The organism is Caballeronia sp. LZ033 (assembly GCF_031451265.1).
Lineage (GTDB): Bacteria > Pseudomonadota > Gammaproteobacteria > Burkholderiales > Burkholderiaceae > Caballeronia.
This window is the reverse complement of the sequence record NZ_JARUXQ010000004.1, coordinates 754379-772412: the sequence shown is the minus strand read 5'-3', so window position 1 is coordinate 772412 and position 18034 is coordinate 754379. Positions and strand designations below refer to the sequence as shown.

Sequence of the window (18034 nt, the reverse complement as noted above, 5' to 3'; positions counted from 1 at the left end):
TGACTTAAACTTTCAACAGCCGCCGGAACCCGTTGCTGCAGCCTCCGGTGCGGCTCAACTTGTCCATGTACCCGGCGTCGACGGGCGTTCCCATAACGCGTCGGCCGCAGCGGCTGGACGCAGCGTGTGACATGGACATGGCTCAAGGCTATCCCGTCGCGGAACCGCCGCCGAGTGTCGGCGAGGCGTTCGATGTCATCCTGAAGCCGCTGCCGAACCCGGAACTCGGCCGCGATGCCGACCATCTGACGGAAATCCGCATCGACGAAAACCTGTTCCCGATCGGCCGTGCCGAAGCGCCGTTCGATGCAAGTCCGCCCGAAGCCGTGGCGCAGCTGTCGCGCCGCCACGCACGCATTTTCATTGAGCAAGGCTTTGTCTATATCGCCGATCTCGGCAGCAAGAACGGCACCGCCGTCAACGGCACGCCCGTGCGCGAAACACCCGCGCGCGTTCACATTGGAGACATCGTTTCGTTCGGCAGCCGGCTGTCGTATCGCGTGCAGTTCGCCCCGCGCGCACGCGGCGCGGGCCAGGCGAGACCGGTCGGCGTCACCTTCGTGCCGCAACGCGATGATCTCGGTTTGCAGATCATCGAACTGGTGCAGTTTCCGTTTCTCGTCAGCAAGACAGACGATCACTTCGCGCGTTTCCGCGAGCGCTATCCGCATCAGGTGAACTATGTGTCGCGGCGGCACGCGCATGTGTTCATCAAGGGCGGCGCGCCGTTCGTCGAGGATCTCGGCAGCACCAACGGCACCTTCGTCAACGGCGAACGGCTCGGCGCGTCGGCGCTCGAACTGAAGGATGGCGACAGTGTCGCGTTCGGCGGCTCGCACTTCGCGTACACGGTGCGCCTGCACGGCGACGAAGGCGAATCGACGCTCACGGAAATCGCCTTGTCGACGAGCCCGCAGGCACAGGTCGCTCCCGAAGAAGCGTTCGACAGCGACAAGACGACTTTCGTCGCCTCGGCGCATTCGTTCCTCGACATCTTCTGCGTGGACCAGGCGGCCGCGCGCGAAGACGAAATCAACGTGGATGCGCAACCTGGCGTCGCTGAAGAAAAGCGCCCCGACACGCATCAGGCGAAACGGAGCAAGGCTGTGCTGTTCGTCGGGGAGCTGCGTCGGGCGCTCGCGAGCGATGACCGTTCCGCGTCGCGGCGCACGCGCATGGTGGTGGCAGGCGTACTGGCCGTGTTCGTCGCGGGCGGCGCGGCGCTGTTCTATAGCGGCTCGTCCGAGCGGCACGTCAAGTCGCTGATGGCGGAGGGCGACTACGGCGCGGCGGCCGCCGCAACGGACACGTATCTGAAGGCCCATCCGCAGGACCTGCATTACACGGCGATCAACACGGAGGCCGTACTCAAGTCGAACGTGCCGCGCTGGCTCGCTGCACTGAAGAAAGGCGATTTCAAGGACGCGGACGCGATCATCGCGCAGATGAGGACGCTCGGCGAACACAATGCGGACGTGCGTTCGCTGCTCGACGAACTGGCCTGGATCGGCAAGCTGGAGGCGTTCGTGATGGGCCGCGGCGGCGCCGATGCGCCCATCCGCATCTATGCCGACGAGCCGCGCATCGACGCGATCCTGAAGCACTGGGACGCCGATGCAAGCGGACATCAGCGCGACCTGGACCGCATCGCGGGCTATGTGCCGGAGTTCCGCGAGCCGTATGGGCTGGCGCTCAGTCACCTGCGCAAACTGCAAAGCGACGATTCCGTGTATCTCTCGGCTATCGACCGGCTGGATGCGAGCATCGTGAAGAGTCTCGGACAGGACGATCTCGATGCCATCGACGCGACGCTCAAGGACTATGCGGACAAGTATCCGCGCCTTGCGGGCCTCGATCGCGTGCGCGCCGATCTCGATGCCTTCGGCGCCGTGCGTCGCGGCCTGAACGGCGCGAGCCTTGCGCCGCTCGCGGCTGCGTTGAAGAAGGCGAATTTCTCGACGCCGCCGTTCCAGGAGAAGCTGCGCCAGATGAGCGCGGGTCAGTTGCCGCAGCAGCCGGTGCTGACGCAGTATGCCGCCTTGGCGGACGCATGGAACCAGGGCAAGAGCGCCCAGGCGATCGACGCGCTGCAACAGTTGCCGCAGGGCGCATGGTCCGCGACCGTGCAAAAGGAACTGGCCCACAAGAAGGCCGTCGCCGCACAGTTTGCCGACGTGCAGAAGGCGCGCGGCACGAAGAACTATGAAGAGGCACTGCTCTCGTTCTACGAGACGCTCGACTTCGACAGCGACGCGTACTACGTGAAGACCGTCGCGCCGGAAGTAGTCTCGCTGAAGGACCGCGCGACGGCCCGCGCACAGTCGCTCATGGCGCAGGCGCAGACGTCGTGGCAGCAGTACCGGACGAACGGCGGCATTGGCGGATCGCAGCGTCTTGAGGCCAACGTGTCCGACACCTTCCGTGCCCAGGCGAAGCTGCTGTCCGACGCGGAAGACGCCGCCACGCGCGGCATGCGCATCTTCAGGCAGGTGAAGGCCGACGCCGCAAGCGCGAAGTGGAGCACGCTGGCGCGCGAGATCGACACCGAAGCGGATTTGCAGCGCCGCTCGCTGCAGGATCTGCGCATGGTGCTCGAACCCGGATTGCTGAATACGAAGCTCGGACTGATCGGCGGCGCGCAAGGCGCCATGGCGAATTCCGGCGGAGGCGCGACCAGTGAAGCGAGACGCACACCTTAAGCCCTTGTCCGAAGCGCTCGGGGATCACGGCGTGGAAGGCATTTCGATCCTCACCGCGGAGCCGCTCAGGTTCACGCAGGCGCTGGTCTTCGCGATGGTCGCGCTGATCGGCTCCGGGCTGATCTGGTCGTTCGTCGGCCATGCGGACGTGATGGTGTCGGCGCAGGGCACGCTCGCGCCGGAATCCGAGGTGCGGCGCTTCTATGCGCCCATCGACGGGGAACTCGCCGATCTGTATATCGCGGAAGGTCAGCCGGTGCGCAAGGACGACGTGATCGCGCGTCTCAATGCCCGGGGCGCGATCGAGGCGGCCTCCAACGCGCTCGAAGCGCAACTGAAGCTCGATGACGCCGAGCGTGAATGGAAGCAGTTCCCGGAAAAGAAACTGCTGATGGAGCGGCGCATCGCGGCGCTCAAGGATCAGATGGATGTCGAGGAGCATCAGCATCAGCAGCGCGTCTCCGAAGGTACGAGCAAGCTCGCGGAAGGCCAGAAGGCGCAGTTGCAGGAAGCGCGCAGCACGCTGGAAAACGCCCGTCGCGCCCGCGATGCCGCCAAGGTCGAGCTCGACCGCTTCCAGCGCCTGTTCGCGCTGCCGGGCGGCGGCGGCATCGCGCAGACGCAGGTGGACCAGAAGCGCAATGCCTATCTCGAAGCGGACGGCGCGTATCGCGTCGAGCAATCGCGGCTCGCGGAACTCGACTTCCGTTTGAGCCACGACTTCACGCAGGCAAAGCGGCAACTGGAAACCAGCGGCCAGGAAGCGACCAGCCTGCGGCTTCAATATGAGGCGGCGATGCGCGAGGTCGCGAGTACCGAAGACAAGTTGCGTCTGCAACTACAGACCGCGCGGCTGGTGGCGGATGCCGCCGCGCGCATCAAGTTCGAGAACATCGACAAGGACAATTTCCTGCTGATCCTCGCGCCGGTGTCGGGCGTCATCACCGATGTCACGTCCACCCAGCCTGGCGACAAGATCCAGGCGAACACGCCGATAGGCGGCATCGCGCCGGCGAATGCCAAGCCGGTGCTGAAGATCGAGATCGCGGAACACGACCGGGCGTTCCTGCGCGAAGGGCAGCGCGTGAAGCTCAAGTTCAATGCGTTTCCGTATCAGCGTTACGGGGTGATCGACGGCACGCTCGCGTTCATCTCACCCGCGACGAAACCGAGTCCGACTTCCAAGCAGCCGGTGTATGAAGGACGCGTGACGCTCGACCGCGACTATTACCAGGTTGCCGATACGCGTTATCCGCTGCGCTACGGGATGACGGCGAACGCGGAGATCGTCGTGCGCGAGCGGCGCTTGATCGACCTCGGGCTCGATCCGTTCCGCAACGTGGCGGGGTAGGTGCAGGGGCAGGCTCATCACCAGATCGACACACATCCAGACGGAGAAGAACATGACGGCGATTGTGCGTATCGACGACGAAGTGGTCGACGTCGGCGAGTTTCTCAGGTCACTGAAGCTGAGCGGCCAGTTCGACGGCCTCATCGAGCAACTGGTGCGCGACAAGCTGACGGTGCGCGCGGCGCGCAAGACCGGCGTGGAAGTCAGCGACGAGGAAATCCAGAACCGCGCGGACCAGTTCCGCCGCATTCGCGGACTGCATCGCGCGGCGGACATGAACAACTATCTCGATGCGCTGCATGTGAGCCTCGACGAGTTCGAGGTGTTCATCACGGACTCGCTTTATCAGGAAAAGATGCTGGACCGCGTGGGCACCGCGCGTGAGGTCGAGGAATACTTCCAGTTGAATTCGCCGCGCTTCGACAGCATCGAAGTGAGTCACATCCTGCTGGACACCGAAGGCAGCGCGAAGGAGATGATCTCCTATCTCAACGACGATCCCGACAGCTTCGCCGAGATGGCGCGCGAGCATTCGCTGGCCGATACGCGCGACGAAGGCGGGCGGGTCGGCCGCGTGATGCGCGGGCAGTTGAAGCCGGAGATCGAGGCGAAGGTGTTCAACGCCGAAGTCGGCGATCTGCTTGGGCCGTTCGTCTCCGCCGACGGCACCTCATATGAAATCTTCGCGGTGACCGCCAAGTATTCCGCGCAGCTCGACGACGACGTGACCGCTGAAATCCGCCGCCTGCTGCGCGAGGAATGGATGTCGCTGCGGGCGCAGGAACATGTGATCGAAGCACGCTGAAGACCTCCGAAGCCCACCGAGCAAGCGACACGACATGGACGCGCCATCGAGCCTCGATTCACCCGCCGAGTTCCTCTCGTCGGTGGAGATACTCTCGCCGTTTTCGCGCGAAGAAATCGACGAACTCGCCGCTCAGGCGAGCTCGCGCCGCTTCGGTTTCGGCGAGACCGTGTGCAATGCCGGCGACGCCGCCAATGGCCTCTATATTGTCAAGGCGGGCTCGGTGCGCATCTTCACCGAGGAGCATGGCAAGGAAATCAGCATGGGGGTCAGGAAGGAGCGCGAGACCTTCGCCGATATCGCGATGCTGCGCGACTACCGCCATGAATCGTCGGTGCGCTCGTCGGGCAAGACCGAGTTGCTGTTCATTCCGCGCGCCGCGATCGAAGTGGTCATCGCGAAGAATCCCGCCGCGCTCGCCTTCGTGACGAGTTATGTCGCGATCAATTCGGCGGGCGGCTTCGTCGCCAAGCTGTTCGACTTGCGCACCAAGCTCAACAAGGCCGAACTGGAAGAGTGCGTGCGCAGCGTGGGCGTCAAGCGCGTGGCCGAAGGCAAGGAAATCCTCAAGCAGGATTCGCGCGACGACCGGCGGCTCTATGTCGTGCGTCAGGGCGAAGTGCGCATCGTGCGCGAGGAAGGCGGCCAGCAGCATGTGCTCGCGACGCTCGGTCCAGGCGAGATCTTCGGCGAGAAAGCCTGCGTGATGCGCCAGGAGCAGATGGCTTCGGCGATCGCGAGCACCGATACCCGCCTGCTCGTGATTCCCGAGAAGACGGTGCATTTCATCATCGAGCGCAATGTGAAGCTGCGCGAGGTGCTGGAGGAACGCATCCGCTTCACCGAGCGCGAAATGCAGCGGCAGAAGAAGATGGCCGAACGCCGCCGCCTGCCCGCGATGCTCGACCTGCACACGCGCCCCGAAATGGGCGAACGCGTCCTCAAGCGCTTCGCGTGGGTGGAACAGGCGGAGGAGATGGATTGCGGCGCGGCGTGTCTCGCGATGATCTGCCGCCACTACGGCATCAACATGACGCTCGGCAAGCTGCGTGAACTCGCCAATGTGACGACCTCCGGCGCGACGCTCGATTCGCTCGCGCGCGCCGGGGAATCGCTCGGCTTCACGGCGCGCGGCGTGCAATGCACGTTCGAATCGCTGCGCGGCTTCGAGATGCCGTTCATCGCGCACTGGGAGGGCTATCACTACATCATCATCTACGGCGTCTCCAAGGACAACGTGTGGGTCGCGGATCCGGCGCTCGGCTTCAGGAAGATGACGGTAGGCGAGTTCGAGCGCGGCTGGAGCGGTACCTGCCTGCTCTTCACGCCGGGACAGGATCTCGCGCAGAAGGCGGTGTCGCGTTCTCCGTGGCTGCGCTTCGTCGGCTATCTGAAGCCCTACAAGAAGATTCTGCTGCACCTGTTTCTCGCCACCTTCGTGATCCAGGTGCTGGGCGTGATTCCGCCGCTCATCATCCAGAACATTCTCGACGGCGTGATCGTGCATCAGAACGTCGGGCTGCTGCATGTGCTGATTGCCGGGCTCATCATCTCCAGTCTGTTCACGCAGCTGATGTCCACCATCCGCGCCTATCTCGCGAACTTCATGGTGCGCAACATGGACTTCGCGATGATGTCGCAGTTCTTCAAGCATACGTTCTCGCTGCCCTTCGGCTTCTTTGCCAAGCGCAAGACCGGCGATGTGTTCGCGCGCTTTCAGGAGAACCTGACCATCCGCGCGTTCCTCACGGAATCCACGGTCACGACCGTGCTGAACCTGCTGATGATCTTCATCTACTTCACGATCATGTTCCTCTACAACGTGAAGCTGACCTTGCTGCTGATCGCATTCGTGATCCCGATGACAGCGCTCACCGTGCTCGCCACGCCGCGCATCAAGCAGAACGCGCGCGAGACCTTTTCGGCAGGCACCGACGCGCGTTCCTATCTGATGGAAGCGCTCGGCGGGGTCGAGACCGTGAAGGGGATGGGGATCGAGCGCGCAGTGCGGCTCAAGTGGGAGAAGAAGTACGCGAAGTCGCTGGAAGTGCAGTACAGGTCGCAGCGTTTCAATATCGCCGTGGGGCTGTGCAGCCAGTTGCTGAACGCGGCAACGACCATCGGCGTGCTGTGGGTGGGCGCGAACCTGGTGCTGGCGCGCGAGCTGACCATTGGCCAGCTGATTGCGTTCAACGCGTTCATGGGCAGCGTGCTCGCGCCGCTGATGGGGCTCATCAACCTGTGGAGCCTGCTCAACGATGCCGGCGTCGCCATGGAACGGCTGGGCGATGTGCTCGACATCGAGCCGGAGCAGAAGCCCGAGGACATGCAGCAGCGCGTGATGCTGCCCGACCTGCAGGGCGACATCAGCTTCAAGGGCGTGTACTTCCGTTATGGCGACGGCGAGACGCCCTACGTGTTGGAGAACATCAGCTTCGACATCAAGCCGGGCGAGCTGATTGCGGTGGTCGGGCGCAGCGGCTCGGGCAAGACGACGCTCGCGAAACTGCTGGTCGGCTTCTACGGGCCGAGCGAAGGCAAGATGACGGTGGACGGCTACGACATCAATGTGGTCGACAAGGGTTTCTATCGCGCGCAGATCGGCTATGTGATGCAGAGCAACCTGCTGTTCTCGGGAACGATTGCCGACAACATCGCGAGCGGCGATGAAGCGCCGGACCGCAGGCGCATCGAGGAAGTCGCGAAGATGGCCGATGCTCACGCGTTCATCGTGAAGATGCCGCTCGGTTACGAGCAGGTGGTGGGCGAGCGCGGCGTGGGGCTTTCGGGCGGACAGATTCAGCGGCTGTGCATCGCGCGGGCGCTGTATCACGACCCGCGCCTGCTGGTGTTCGATGAAGCCACGTCCGCGCTCGATACGCAGTCGGAGAGCAACATCCTCGGCAACATGCAGGAGATATTGAAAGGGCGCACGGCGGTCATCATCGCGCACCGGCTGTCCACCATCATGCGTGCCGACAAGATTCTCGTGCTGTACGAAGGCGGCATCGTCGAGCAGGGCAGGCACGACGAACTCGTGGCGAGAAAAGGCATGTACTACCAACTCGTGCAGAAGCAACTGAGCGCAGCATGAAAATACTCGACCAACCGGAAAGCGAAGCCAGCGCGCCGACCTCGGCGATCTCGTATGCGGGACTGATCGAGAAGATCGAGATCCTGCGCTCGACATTGCGCTGGACCTCGCGTCTCGAACGCCCTGAAATCGAAAAGCTGCTGCGCCAGGCGAGCGCCCTGCGCGACGAAGTCATGCAGATGTCGCACAAGGAGCGCTTCGTGCAGGCCGCTGCAGCGGAGCCGAAGCGGGATCTATCGCCGGGTGCGCGGAGGCGGGCCTTGCTGGAACGCAGCTTCATCTTCGAAGGGACCTTCGGTGACAATCCGAAGCTGCTCGAAGCGCTGGAGATTGCCGAGAAGGCCGCGCCCACGGATCTGCCGGTCCTGATCGACGGCGAGAGCGGCACCGGCAAGGAACTGATGGCGAAGGTGATTCACGCGAACGGCGGGCGCGCCGACAAGCCTTATATCTCGGTCAACTGCGGCGCGATTCCGGACAATCTGCTGGAGTCCGAGTTGTTCGGGCATCGCAAGGGCGCGTTTACCGGCGCGACCAACGATCGCAAGGGCAAGTTCGAGAGCGCGCATACCGGCACCATCTTTCTCGATGAAATCGGCGAGTTGCCGCTCACGGGCCAGGTCAAGCTGCTGCGCGTGCTGGAGGCGCATGAGATTCAGCGCGTCGGGTCGGACGAACCCATTGCGGTGGATACGCGCATCGTCGCGGCGACCAATCGCAACCTGCGACAGTTCTGCGACGAAGGGCGTTTTCGCGAGGACCTGTTCTACCGTCTGAGCGTGATTCACCTGACCTTGCCTGCGTTGCGCGAACGGCGCGACGAGATTGCCTTGCTGTTGCAGTACTTCGGCGATGAAGCGGCGGCGACGCTCAAGCGCCGGCCGGTGCGCATGTCGCCACGGCTGCGGGATTTCCTGCGCAACTACGATTACCCCGGCAACATCCGCGAGCTGCGCAACGTGGTGTACCGGCTGACGTGCCTCGCCACCGACATGGCGGACCTCGAACATCTGCCGGTGGATATCCGGCCGAAGTCGTCGCTTTCGCTGGCCATGAACGATGCCTCGGCGAACGGCAACGGCATCGTGACGGCGAGTTCGCTCGCGGAAGCGAAACGCGTGGCGAGCGATGAAGCCGAGCGTGCGTTTCTCGAACGCGGTTTGAAGGAGACCGGCGGGACAGTGGCGGAACTGGCGCGGCGCTATGAGATGAACCGCTCGCATCTGCAGATGCTGCTGAAGAAGCACGGGCTGCATTCGAAGGAGTTCCGGCTGGCGGCGCAGAAGAGCCGGGAGGCGGAGGGGTGAAGGGCGGGGTGATCGGATGCGGAGCGCATGGACCTCGGCGCCACCCCTATCAATCAAACCCCCGGATTCACCTGCGTCTTGTCCGACGCCATCAGATCCTCGGCATGCGCGACCACCACGGAGATGTTGTCGCGCCCGCCGCGTGACAACGCGATCTCGAGCAGCCTTTGCGCCGCCCTATCGCAATCGCCGGGAGCCAGCTCGCTCGCCATTTCCGCTTCGCTCACCTCGTTCGACAGACCATCGCTGCATAGCAGGAAGGTGTCGCCGTCGCGCAGTTCGAGCGTGTTCTCGTCGAGCTCCAGCACGTCCAGCGCGCCCACCGCGCGCGTGATCAGATGCTGCGCCGGATGGTGCAGCGCTTCCTCGGCCGTCAATTGCCCGCGCGCCTTCAGTTCTTCCACATGGCTGTGGTCGCGCGTCAGCTGCACGAGATTGCCCCGCCGCAGCAGATAGATCCGGCTGTCGCCGGCCCACAGGTAGCCGCAGGCGCGATCGCGTGCGATCAGCAAGACCACCGTGCTGCCGATTCGCGAGACCTGTCGCCGCGCCGCCTCCGCCCGCAGTTGTTCGTTCACGCGCAGAAGCCTCGCGCGTGCATCGGCCAGCACGCTAGTGAGGCCGCTTGCGCCTTTCACCTTCGCCAGACTCTCGATGACCATGCGGCTCGCGAGATCGCCGACCGCATGGCCGCCCATGCCGTCGGCGACGGCCCACACGCCGCGCGGCGGGGCATCGAGCAGAGCGTCCTCGTTGATCTGCCGCACGCAGCCGGTGTCGCTGCGGGCGGCGGAAGTCCATCGAAACTCGCTGGGGAAGGTCATGGCAACCTCCGAAATTCGGGGTGGCGCGGCGGCGGGCGGAGACTGCGAGCGATCGCGGTCATTGTCTCCCAACATGCGCCGCAGCGAACGGCGGATGTGCACCGCTCAGCCCGCGCGATTCCCGGCGACCGAGTCGGGATTGACCGTCAGCGTCGCCCCGTTGCCCGTGTTGCTGACGGTGGTGCTCTGGAACTGGTTGACCATCTGGCCGACGTTCGTCGTGTTGTTGGTGACGTTGTTCGTCACCTCGTAGATGTTGTTCGTGACATCGAAGACATTCACGGTCGCGCCGCCCACTCCGCCGCCGCCGCCCGATCCCCGGTCCACGTACGGCGTGATCCAGCCGTAGACCCAGGGAGCACCGCCGCCGCTGATGGCCGACATCGCCGCCTGATCGAGTTCCTTGTCGTAGGCGAGATCGGTGATGGTGAGGATGCCCATGGCAGTTCTCCGGAATGGCCTGAAGGGACGCGCGAGATCAATGCAAAGGCCGTGCCGGAATGCGCGCCATAGCCGTTCGAAAAATGGGTCGCCATAACGGGCGGGCGTGAGCGGCTGGGTCCCTGACAACTTCTGCTTCGCAGACTCAGGCGAACAGTCGGCACGGCGCCAACACCGTGTACAGACTCGACTGTATCTCGCCAACACCTTCTCCGACGCGCGCTCGATACGCTCCAAAGCGCTTCACGAAGCAGGCGAGCAAATGGCACTACGGACCCGACAGACACGCCTGAGAACTGTTGGCCTCGATCCTACATCCGCCGACCGTCACATGGGGTAAAACTGGCGGAACCATTTGAAAATCAACGACATAGAAACACTGGCAAGGAAGATGCAAAAGAGCTGGCAACCCGGCGTCACACAAACACATGACGCCAAGCCGAACAGCCTCGGAGCCAGCCATGTCAACCCAAGAACAAATCGAAGTGAATCAGGCGCAAGCCTTCGCGCAGGAAGACGAACCCGCTCTGGGCACCGAACTCGTCACACGGCGTTCCGGCTACGACCATCACGGCATCTATGCCGGCAACGGCATGGTCATCCACTACGCCGGCTTCGCCAAGTCGCTGCATCGCGGGCCGGTCGAGGAAGTGACCGTCGAACAGTTCGCAGCCGGCCATGAAGTCACGATGCGCCAGAACCCGGCCGCCACCTTCGTCGGCATGGAAGCGGTGCGCCGCGCGCGCAGCCGCATCGGCGAAGACCGCTATCACCTGCTGACCAACAACTGCGAGCACTTCGTCACGTGGTGCCTCGACGGCCGCGCGCGCAGCCGTCAGGTGCAGGCCTGCCTCGCACATCCGCGCGCGGCGGTCCGTGCCGTGAGCGGACTGTGCCGCGCCTATATCGCCGCCCGACGCATCCGCCGCATGGATGCGGCGCTCGCCGCCTGATTGGCGCTCGACGCGCCGAATGCTGATCCTTGAACCCGAGGAGACCGTCATGCAAACCGCCGCCAACTCGCTGCACTGGGCCGTCGACAAGTGGCTCGCACCGACTTCCGCGCATCCGGCACGGGTCGTGCGCCTGTGCCGTTCGCAGGCGACCGGCGCGCGCTATGTCTGCATCGAGGCGCAGCATCCGGGCGGCCCGCTCGCGATCATCTTCTTCCGTCACGACGACGGCACCTGGAACGTGTTCCCGCCGCAAACACGGCGCCCGTCGATGAGCGCGCAGCGTCTCGCCGCCTGAAAACGACGACCGCGACGGCGACGGACAGCCGGGCAGGGCCGGAGCGCGTCGGGCGGCTCCGGCTTTGACACGGCGAACCCGCTGCCGCTACTCTAGGCGCAAGCATTCCGGCCCGGCGGGGACATCGCCGGGTCGCGCGGAGGCGGCCGGTCGTGGTAGCTTTGCGTCGGTGAACCAGATCGTACAATTTTGAGGTAATGCTGATGACACAGCCCGACTCCGTTTCTCCCGCCCGCGCGACGTCCGAATCCCGTCCGGACGACAATCCGCTCGGCATTGCGGGACTGGAGTTCGTCGAGTTTTCGAGCCCTGATCCGGAGGGGCTCGCCGCGCTGTTCGGCCGGCTCGGCTTCGTGCCCGTGGCGCGGCATGTCAGCAAGGCGGTGACGCTGTTTCGCCAGGGCAGCATGAACTTCCTGCTGAACGCCGAACCGGATTCGTTCGCCTCGCGCTTCGCGGAATCGCACGGAGTGGGCATTGCCGCCATTGGTATTCGCGTGCTGGATGCGCAGGTCGCGCACGAGCGCGCGCTGGAATACGGCGCGTGGGACTTCGAGGGCGAGAAGATCGGCCCGAACGAACTGGCGATTCCAGCCATTCAGGGCATCGGCGACTCGCATATCTACTTCGTGGACCACTGGCCGGGCAAGAACAGCGGCGAGAGTTCCATCTACGACATCGACTTCCGGCCGATTCCGGACGCAAGCCCCGCCGCGGACAGCACCGGCCTGCTCGACGTCGATCACTTCACCCAGACAGTCGGTGCGGGGCGCATTCAGGAATGGCTCGACTTCTATCGCGAAGTGCTGCACTTCGCGGAAATCCATCAGGTGCATCCGGACTGGCACGTCTCGCAGGACTCGGCCGTGATCGTGTCGCCGTGCGGCTCGATCCGCATTCCGGTGTATGAGGAAGGCACCTATCGCACGGACCTGATGCAGCAGTACCTGCCGGACCACGAAGGCGAGGGCGTGCAGCATATCGCGCTGGCATCGGCGGACATTTTCGCCTCCGTCGACAGCCTGCTCGCGCGCGGCGTGCGTTTCCTCCAGCCGCCGCCGCGCTATTACGACGAGATCGACGAACGTCTGCCCGGTCATGGCCTCGACATCGAGGCGTTGCGTTCGCGCGGCATCCTCGTCGATGGCGAGATCCTTGCCGACGGCACGCCGCATCTGTTCCTGCAGACCTTCGCCGAGCGCCGGCCCGGCGACATGTTCTTCGAGATCGTCGAGCGGCGCGGCCATCACGGTTTCGGCGAGGGCAACCTGAGCGCGATTGCGAAGGCGCGCGGTTGAACAGGCACACCTTCGCATCGGCGCTCATTGCACGACGACCGTCCCCGTCATGTGCGGATGCAGCGAGCAGAAGTACTTGTAGATGCCGGGCTTGTCGAATACGTGCGAGAAGTGTTCGCCGCTGTCGAGCGGATCCGACTTGAAAGTCTTGCCCTCGTCCGCGACGGTATGCAGCATGTCGTCGTGATTCACCCAGGTGACCGTGGTCCCGACCGGCACCGTGATGCTGGGCTGGCTGAACGCGAAGTTGTCGATGGAAATGGTCGGCGCGGCGGCTATCGCTACCTGTTGCGCGGGCGCGGGCATCGGCTTCTGCGCCGGTTCCGCGGCACAGGCTGTAGGCACCATGCCGATCAGGCCCTTCACGACCAGCGCGAAAGCCGCTTTGCGCAGGCACTTGCTGGCGAGCGGCCGGAGCGTGGCCGGCGAAACATACGGCGACACATAGTTCGCGAGCGTCGTGGAGATCATGACTGCACCCCCGCGAGCGACGTATCCGTGACCGCAAGCTGGGTTCGTCCGGCGACATGGGTGACTTCACGCAGACCAAGCATGCTGCGCAACTGATCCGTCGGTACCTTCATCGGTCCGGGTCCCGACGGCGCGCCGGGCGCGGGTTGCGGAAAGGCGGTCGACATCGCCGAATAGAAGCGCATCTCTCCTTCCACCTTCTGTGCGACCTGATGCACGTGGCCGTTCAGCACGGTCACCGAGCCGAAGCGCTTGAGCAGCGCGAGCGCCTGCGCGCTGTCGTCGGTGCCCCAGCCCCATTCCGGATAGAGCGCCCACAGCGGGATGTGCGCGAACACGACGATCGGCGTGCTGCTCGACTTGCCCTGCAGATCCGCCTTGAGCCAGGCGAGTTGCGCATCGCCGAGAAAGCCGAGGCCGCCGCCCTTCAGGTCGATCACGTTAGTCAAGCCGATGAAATGCACGCCGCCCTGGTCGAAGCTGTACCAGTGACGGTTGCTGCCGCGGCCGTATTGCGCCGAGAAGCGGTCGAAGAACGGATTGCCGTCTTCGACCAATACGTCGTGTTCGCCGGGCACATAGTGCACATCCATGCCGGCGGCGCCGATGATCTGCGTCGCCGTATCGAATTGCGCGGGCTTCGACAGATGCGTGATGTCGCCGGTATGGATCATGAAGGCCGGCTGTTTCTTCATGGCGCTCACGCGCTTCACGGCTTCTTCGAGCGTGCTGGTCGGCTCGGTGTTCGGATCCTTGTTGAAGCCGATATGGCTGTCGCTGATCTGCACGAAACTGAAGCCGCTGGTCGTCTCGGCGGCTTGCGCGGACGAGATCAGGCGCGAAACGGGCACGCCGCCGCTCACGGTCCAGATCACGCCGGCGCCCGCCCATGCCATGCACGACAGGGCGGTGCGGCGGTGCTTGCCGTGATCGTCGAGTTCTTCGTGTGGGTGCTGATCCTGAGCGAAGCTATCCGTTTTCATGGCGGTTCCTTGGTGTCGATGTGGGTCGTGGTTCCTGGGGGCAGGTGCGTTCCCTTTGTGGGATCGCGTGCCCCTGGCGGCCCGGTGCAGGGGACGAGGCCTGAGCGTGGCGCCCGGTGTGCGGACGTTGCTGCGGCATCCGTCCATCGAACCGGCGTGGATGGCCTGTTATTCCCGCTTTATTTTTTGGGGAAGCGGGTTGAAGACGGGAATAAAACCCGGACGGCATGCGTAACGGTGAGGGAGGGCGCGGGAAGCAGTCTGGCCGCGCCGCCTGGGGCAGTTTCCCGAACGTGGCAGCGAAAGGAGACCGCGCGATGTGGCAAGGCAGGTCGAGACAGGACAAGGCCGGACGCGGCGAGCACGCGGACCCGCAGGCTGCGGTGGCCATGCGGGCGCGTTTCGAGGCGACCGTGATGCCGCATCTGGATGCGGCCTACAACCTCGCGCGCTGGTTGTCCGGCAATGCAAGCGATGCCGACGACGTGGTGCAGGAAGCGTATCTCCGCGCCTTTCGTTTCTTTGGCGGATTCGACGGCGGCGTCGAGGCGAACGCGCGTGCGTGGCTGCTGGCGATCGTGCGCAATACCTGGTTCACGGAGTGGCGTCGACGGGTGCAGACGGCCGACGCGACGCCTTACGACGAAGAACTGGGCGGCGACGAGGCGTTGCCGGGCTGGTCGGAGGAAGGGGGCGCCGATCCCGAGACGCTGGCCGTGCGCCGCGACGAGATTCACCTGGTGCACCGCGCGCTGGAGGCGCTGCCGGTGGCCTTTCGCGAGGTGCTGGTGTTACGGGAACTGGAAGACATGAGTTACAAGGAAGTCGCATCTGTGACGGGCGTGCCGATCGGCACGGTGATGTCGCGGCTCGCGCGCGGCCGCAAGATGCTGGCGGGGGCGGTACGCGCGGCCCAGGGTGGGCAAGACCGGCCGAGCGTGCGGCTCGTGCGCCGTGCCGGACCGGGTCAATCAGAGGAGTCGGGAAATGGAAAATAACGACACCGCCTCGCTGGGTACGAGGCTCGCCGACGGTTCGCTGTACCAGCGCGCACCGGTGCATTTGCGCACGCAGGTGCTGGCGCGGGTGCGGGAAGAGGCTTTCGAGGCAGAGCGTGAACGCGCGCCCGTGCATCGGGCGAGCCGGGGCTGGTTCGGCAATGCGTTCGCCGCGCCCTGGCCGTTCTTCGGCGGCGCGTTCGCCGGCGCGACGCTCTCGGCGCTCGTGCTCGGCGCGATGCTGTGGTTCCAGGCGTTGCCGCTGATGACGGGCGTCGCGACCGGATCGCCGATGGCGCAGGAGATCGTGTCGAGCCACGTGCGCGCGCTGATGTCGGATCGTCCTATCGACGTGCTGTCCAGCGACAAGCACACGGTGAAGCCGTGGTTCAACGGGCGTATCGACTACGCGCCGCCGGTGATCGATCCGGCCGGACCGGGATTCGCGCTGGTCGGCGGCAGGCTGGATTACATCGATCATCGTCCGGTGGCGGTGGTGGTGTACCGGTATCTGAAGCATCCGATCGACGTGTATGTGTTTCCCGAGCACAAGGGCGATGGCAAGAGCAAGACCGCCGACAAGGACTTCCAGCCGGTCGTCACGCAGTCCGACGATGGCTATGCGCTCGCACGCTGGAGTCACGACGGGATGACGTTCTGGGCGGTGACGGATGCATCGGGCGGGGTGCTGCGGCAGTTTGTCCACGCGATCGAGACGGGCGCGCCGCGTTAAGCGAGAGCAGCGGTCGCACCAGGGTGCAAGGTTGCGCGCGGTGCTCTTCGGGATACCGCGCGTTTTTTTATGCGCGCGGGTGGCTGCAAGACCGCGACATCCGGACACGCATGCCCATGCTTTTGGCACATTGGTCTATGTGCGCAACCCCACGCACGGTGCGCTGCGACATCGAATGGAAGGGCGATGCAGCGCTCGTGCTCGATGCGGGTCATGGCGTGACCATCAACCGTGGCGCGACGATCGCGAACCAGGGCGGTTCGGGCGATCTCACACTGCGTGCGGACATGCATGGCGTCGATAACGGCGGCAGCGTGAACAACGCGGGCAAGATCGACTGGTCGAAGAGCACAGGGCTGGTCAGCGCGCAGTACGACATGAACGGCAGCTATACGCCGGGCACGTTGCTATCGAACGCACAATGGACCCCGCAGCGCTACAGCGGCGATGTGACGCACATCACGGCGTACAAGCTCGTGAACAACACAGCGGACTTGCGGAAGGTATCGAGCGATGTGTCGGGTAACCATGCGCTCGGCAAAGACTTCTCGGCCGGCACGATCAGTCCGATCGCCTCTGATCAAACGCCGTTTACAGGGCAGTTCGACGGCTTCGGTCATTCGGTGAACGTCGATGCGGTGAGCACGGTTATCTCGCCTGTCTGCCAGTGCGTGTTCGGCGGGTTGTTCGCTGTGATCGGCACGAATGGCGTGGTGCGGAACGTCAACGTGTCCGGCTCATCCACCAATGCAAGCTCAACCGATGCTGCCCTGGGCATGCTCGCCGGTGAAAATTTCGGCACGATCGCTTACGCAACGTCGAGCGGTCGCGTCGGGGGAAGCAATTACAACGAGAACGGCGGCCTTGCGGGCGTCAATCTTGGTCTGATCGAACGCTCGTCAAGCAGTGCCGATGTGGGAGATGCAGGTAACTCGGGCGGTCTTGCGGTGTCGAACTACGGCACCATCGTGCAGTCGTTGTCTACGGGCACCGTGACGGGTTATTCGGCTGGCGGCCTTGTCCAATACAGCGGTGGCTCGATCCTCCAGTCGTATTCCACTGCGGCCGTCAGCGGCGCTTTCGGCGGCGTTAATGCTCCCGGCGCGGGCGGTCTGGTGAACGGCAATGGTCCGAGCGGCGTCATCAGCGAGTCCTTCGCGACCGGCGCAGTGATTCCCGTTGGAACGGTGGGCGCACGGACTGCCGGGATCGCGGCCTCCAACGAGGGCGCGATTGCAGCGAACGTGTATTGGGACGCGCAAGGGACACAGCAAGCGAATGGCGTGTTCACGAACACGGGCACTCCGGTGTCGAATGCCAACGGCCTGACCACGGCGCAGATGAGTCTACCGGGCAGTCTCAGCGGGTATGACTTCAGCTTGGGCGGCGCGTGGGCGTTGCCGGTTGGCGCTACGCATCCGGTCCTCAACTGGCAATTGACTGGGCAGTGACGAGCGCATGGTCGAAAGCGAAACGGCGGCGATGCCGCCGTTTCGCTGTTTCAAGATCAAGATGCGCGGGTATCGATGATGGCGTGATTCATGACATGACGGCATTGCCAACTTTGCTGCGGCATCAAATGTCACGGCTAAATAAAAATGTCCGATGTCACGGCTAAATACAAATGTCCGATGTCTGGCTCATTAGAAATGTCAGGGTTTAAGCCTTGCCAATTTCTTTAGATCATTATCTCCCCACCGCGGCTGCCCGCTCTTCGGCGCAACCCAACACAGCCGCGTTGAGTCGCTCCAGGGTCAGTTCGCGCTGCGTGCGCGTGCC

General features: G+C 64.2%; 15 protein-coding genes. 11 read left to right on the top strand and 4 right to left on the bottom strand.

The features are described from left to right. Nucleotides 1-137 precede the first annotated feature (137 nt). From QCE62_RS30715 to QCE62_RS30695, 5 genes are read left to right on the top strand one after another with little or no spacing between them, the layout of a single operon-like run. The gene (locus QCE62_RS30715) at nt 138-2699 is read left to right on the top strand and encodes an FHA domain-containing protein (RefSeq protein WP_309927514.1); all 2562 of its coding nucleotides are present in this window, start codon (nt 138-140) and stop codon (nt 2697-2699) included. Continuing rightward, complete coding sequence (locus tag QCE62_RS30710; RefSeq protein ID WP_309926383.1) at nt 2677-4050, top strand: HlyD family efflux transporter periplasmic adaptor subunit; 1374 nt, start codon at nt 2677-2679, stop codon at nt 4048-4050. The genes QCE62_RS30715 and QCE62_RS30710 overlap by 23 nt, the downstream gene beginning before the upstream one ends. A gap of 52 nt (nt 4051-4102) precedes the next feature. Continuing rightward, nucleotides 4103-4855 (top strand): peptidylprolyl isomerase, encoded by a 753-nt coding sequence (locus QCE62_RS30705; RefSeq protein ID WP_309820271.1) that lies wholly within the window; start codon nt 4103-4105, stop codon nt 4853-4855. A gap of 34 nt (nt 4856-4889) precedes the next feature. Beyond that, nucleotides 4890-7949 (top strand): peptidase domain-containing ABC transporter, encoded by a 3060-nt coding sequence (locus QCE62_RS30700; RefSeq protein ID WP_309926381.1) that lies wholly within the window; start codon nt 4890-4892, stop codon nt 7947-7949. Further along, nucleotides 7946-9256 carry a sigma-54 dependent transcriptional regulator gene (locus QCE62_RS30695; RefSeq protein ID WP_309820267.1) on the top strand — a complete coding sequence of 437 codons (1311 nt, stop codon included), beginning with the start codon at nt 7946-7948 and terminating at the stop codon, nt 9254-9256. Before QCE62_RS30700 ends, QCE62_RS30695 begins: the two co-directional genes overlap by 4 nt. A gap of 53 nt (nt 9257-9309) precedes the next feature. Here QCE62_RS30695 and QCE62_RS30690 read toward each other — a convergent pair whose 3' ends face one another. Together QCE62_RS30690 and QCE62_RS30685 are read right to left on the bottom strand one after the other, a co-directional pair. After that, nucleotides 9310-10080 carry a protein phosphatase 2C domain-containing protein gene (locus tag QCE62_RS30690; RefSeq protein WP_309926379.1) on the bottom strand — a complete coding sequence of 257 codons (771 nt, stop codon included), beginning with the start codon at nt 10078-10080 and terminating at the stop codon, nt 9310-9312. Nucleotides 10081-10185: 105 nt separating this feature from the next. Then, nucleotides 10186-10521, bottom strand: coding sequence for a hypothetical protein (locus tag QCE62_RS30685; RefSeq protein ID WP_309926377.1), 336 nt, complete (start codon nt 10519-10521; stop codon nt 10186-10188). A 461-nt stretch (nt 10522-10982) separates the two neighbouring features. Between QCE62_RS30685 and QCE62_RS30680 the strand changes: the two genes are divergently transcribed. The 3 genes from QCE62_RS30680 to QCE62_RS30670 all read left to right on the top strand — a co-directional run bounded on the left by QCE62_RS30680 (nt 10983) and on the right by QCE62_RS30670 (nt 13070). After that, complete coding sequence (locus QCE62_RS30680; protein ID WP_309926375.1) at nt 10983-11474, top strand: lecithin retinol acyltransferase family protein; 492 nt, start codon at nt 10983-10985, stop codon at nt 11472-11474. A gap of 49 nt (nt 11475-11523) precedes the next feature. Then, nucleotides 11524-11772: a hypothetical protein gene (locus QCE62_RS30675; protein ID WP_309820253.1), complete on the top strand. Its 249-nt coding sequence runs from the start codon at nt 11524-11526 to the stop codon at nt 11770-11772. Nucleotides 11773-11975: 203 nt separating this feature from the next. Next, nucleotides 11976-13070 (top strand): VOC family protein, encoded by a 1095-nt coding sequence (locus QCE62_RS30670; RefSeq protein ID WP_309926372.1) that lies wholly within the window; start codon nt 11976-11978, stop codon nt 13068-13070. Between the two features lie 24 nt (nt 13071-13094). Here the strand turns inward: QCE62_RS30670 and QCE62_RS30665 are convergent, their stop codons facing one another. After that, a complete protein-coding gene (locus tag QCE62_RS30665; RefSeq protein ID WP_309926370.1) occupies nt 13095-13541 on the bottom strand; it encodes a cupredoxin family copper-binding protein in 447 nt (148 codons plus the stop codon). Continuing rightward, entirely contained in the window at nt 13538-14524 is a 987-nt protein-coding gene (locus QCE62_RS30660) for a metallophosphoesterase (protein WP_309926367.1), read from the bottom strand. The genes QCE62_RS30665 and QCE62_RS30660 overlap by 4 nt, the downstream gene beginning before the upstream one ends. A gap of 317 nt (nt 14525-14841) precedes the next feature. Here QCE62_RS30660 and QCE62_RS30655 point away from each other — a divergent pair, with 317 nt between their 5' ends. The 3 genes from QCE62_RS30655 (at nt 14842) to QCE62_RS30645 (ending at nt 17706) form a co-directional block, all read left to right on the top strand. After that, nucleotides 14842-15522, top strand: a complete 681-nt coding sequence (locus QCE62_RS30655) for an RNA polymerase sigma factor (protein ID WP_309926365.1) — start codon at nt 14842-14844, stop codon at nt 15520-15522. Continuing rightward, the gene (locus QCE62_RS30650) at nt 15512-16255 is read left to right on the top strand and encodes an anti-sigma factor (protein ID WP_309926363.1); all 744 of its coding nucleotides are present in this window, start codon (nt 15512-15514) and stop codon (nt 16253-16255) included. Before QCE62_RS30655 ends, QCE62_RS30650 begins: the two co-directional genes overlap by 11 nt. Before the next feature lie 197 nt (nt 16256-16452). Further along, the gene (locus QCE62_RS30645; RefSeq protein WP_309926362.1) at nt 16453-17706 is read left to right on the top strand and encodes a hypothetical protein; all 1254 of its coding nucleotides are present in this window, start codon (nt 16453-16455) and stop codon (nt 17704-17706) included. The last annotated feature ends 328 nt before the right edge of the window (nt 17707-18034 follow it).

Coding starts and splice junctions, on each gene's coding strand:
- QCE62_RS30650 (WP_309926363.1), top strand. CDS start 15,512: ATGGAAAATAACGACACCGCCTCGCTGGGTACGAGGCTCGCCGACGGT.
- QCE62_RS30675 (WP_309820253.1), top strand. CDS start 11,524: ATGCAAACCGCCGCCAACTCGCTGCACTGGGCCGTCGACAAGTGGCTC.
- QCE62_RS30715 (WP_309927514.1), top strand. CDS start 138: ATGGCTCAAGGCTATCCCGTCGCGGAACCGCCGCCGAGTGTCGGCGAG.
- QCE62_RS30690 (WP_309926379.1), bottom strand. CDS start 10,080: ATGACCTTCCCCAGCGAGTTTCGATGGACTTCCGCCGCCCGCAGCGAC.
- QCE62_RS30695 (WP_309820267.1), top strand. CDS start 7,946: ATGAAAATACTCGACCAACCGGAAAGCGAAGCCAGCGCGCCGACCTCG.
- QCE62_RS30660 (WP_309926367.1), bottom strand. CDS start 14,524: ATGAAAACGGATAGCTTCGCTCAGGATCAGCACCCACACGAAGAACTC.
- QCE62_RS30680 (WP_309926375.1), top strand. CDS start 10,983: ATGTCAACCCAAGAACAAATCGAAGTGAATCAGGCGCAAGCCTTCGCG.
- QCE62_RS30670 (WP_309926372.1), top strand. CDS start 11,976: ATGACACAGCCCGACTCCGTTTCTCCCGCCCGCGCGACGTCCGAATCC.
- QCE62_RS30705 (WP_309820271.1), top strand. CDS start 4,103: ATGACGGCGATTGTGCGTATCGACGACGAAGTGGTCGACGTCGGCGAG.
- QCE62_RS30665 (WP_309926370.1), bottom strand. CDS start 13,541: ATGATCTCCACGACGCTCGCGAACTATGTGTCGCCGTATGTTTCGCCG.
- QCE62_RS30685 (WP_309926377.1), bottom strand. CDS start 10,521: ATGGGCATCCTCACCATCACCGATCTCGCCTACGACAAGGAACTCGAT.
- QCE62_RS30655 (WP_309926365.1), top strand. CDS start 14,842: ATGTGGCAAGGCAGGTCGAGACAGGACAAGGCCGGACGCGGCGAGCAC.
- QCE62_RS30700 (WP_309926381.1), top strand. CDS start 4,890: ATGGACGCGCCATCGAGCCTCGATTCACCCGCCGAGTTCCTCTCGTCG.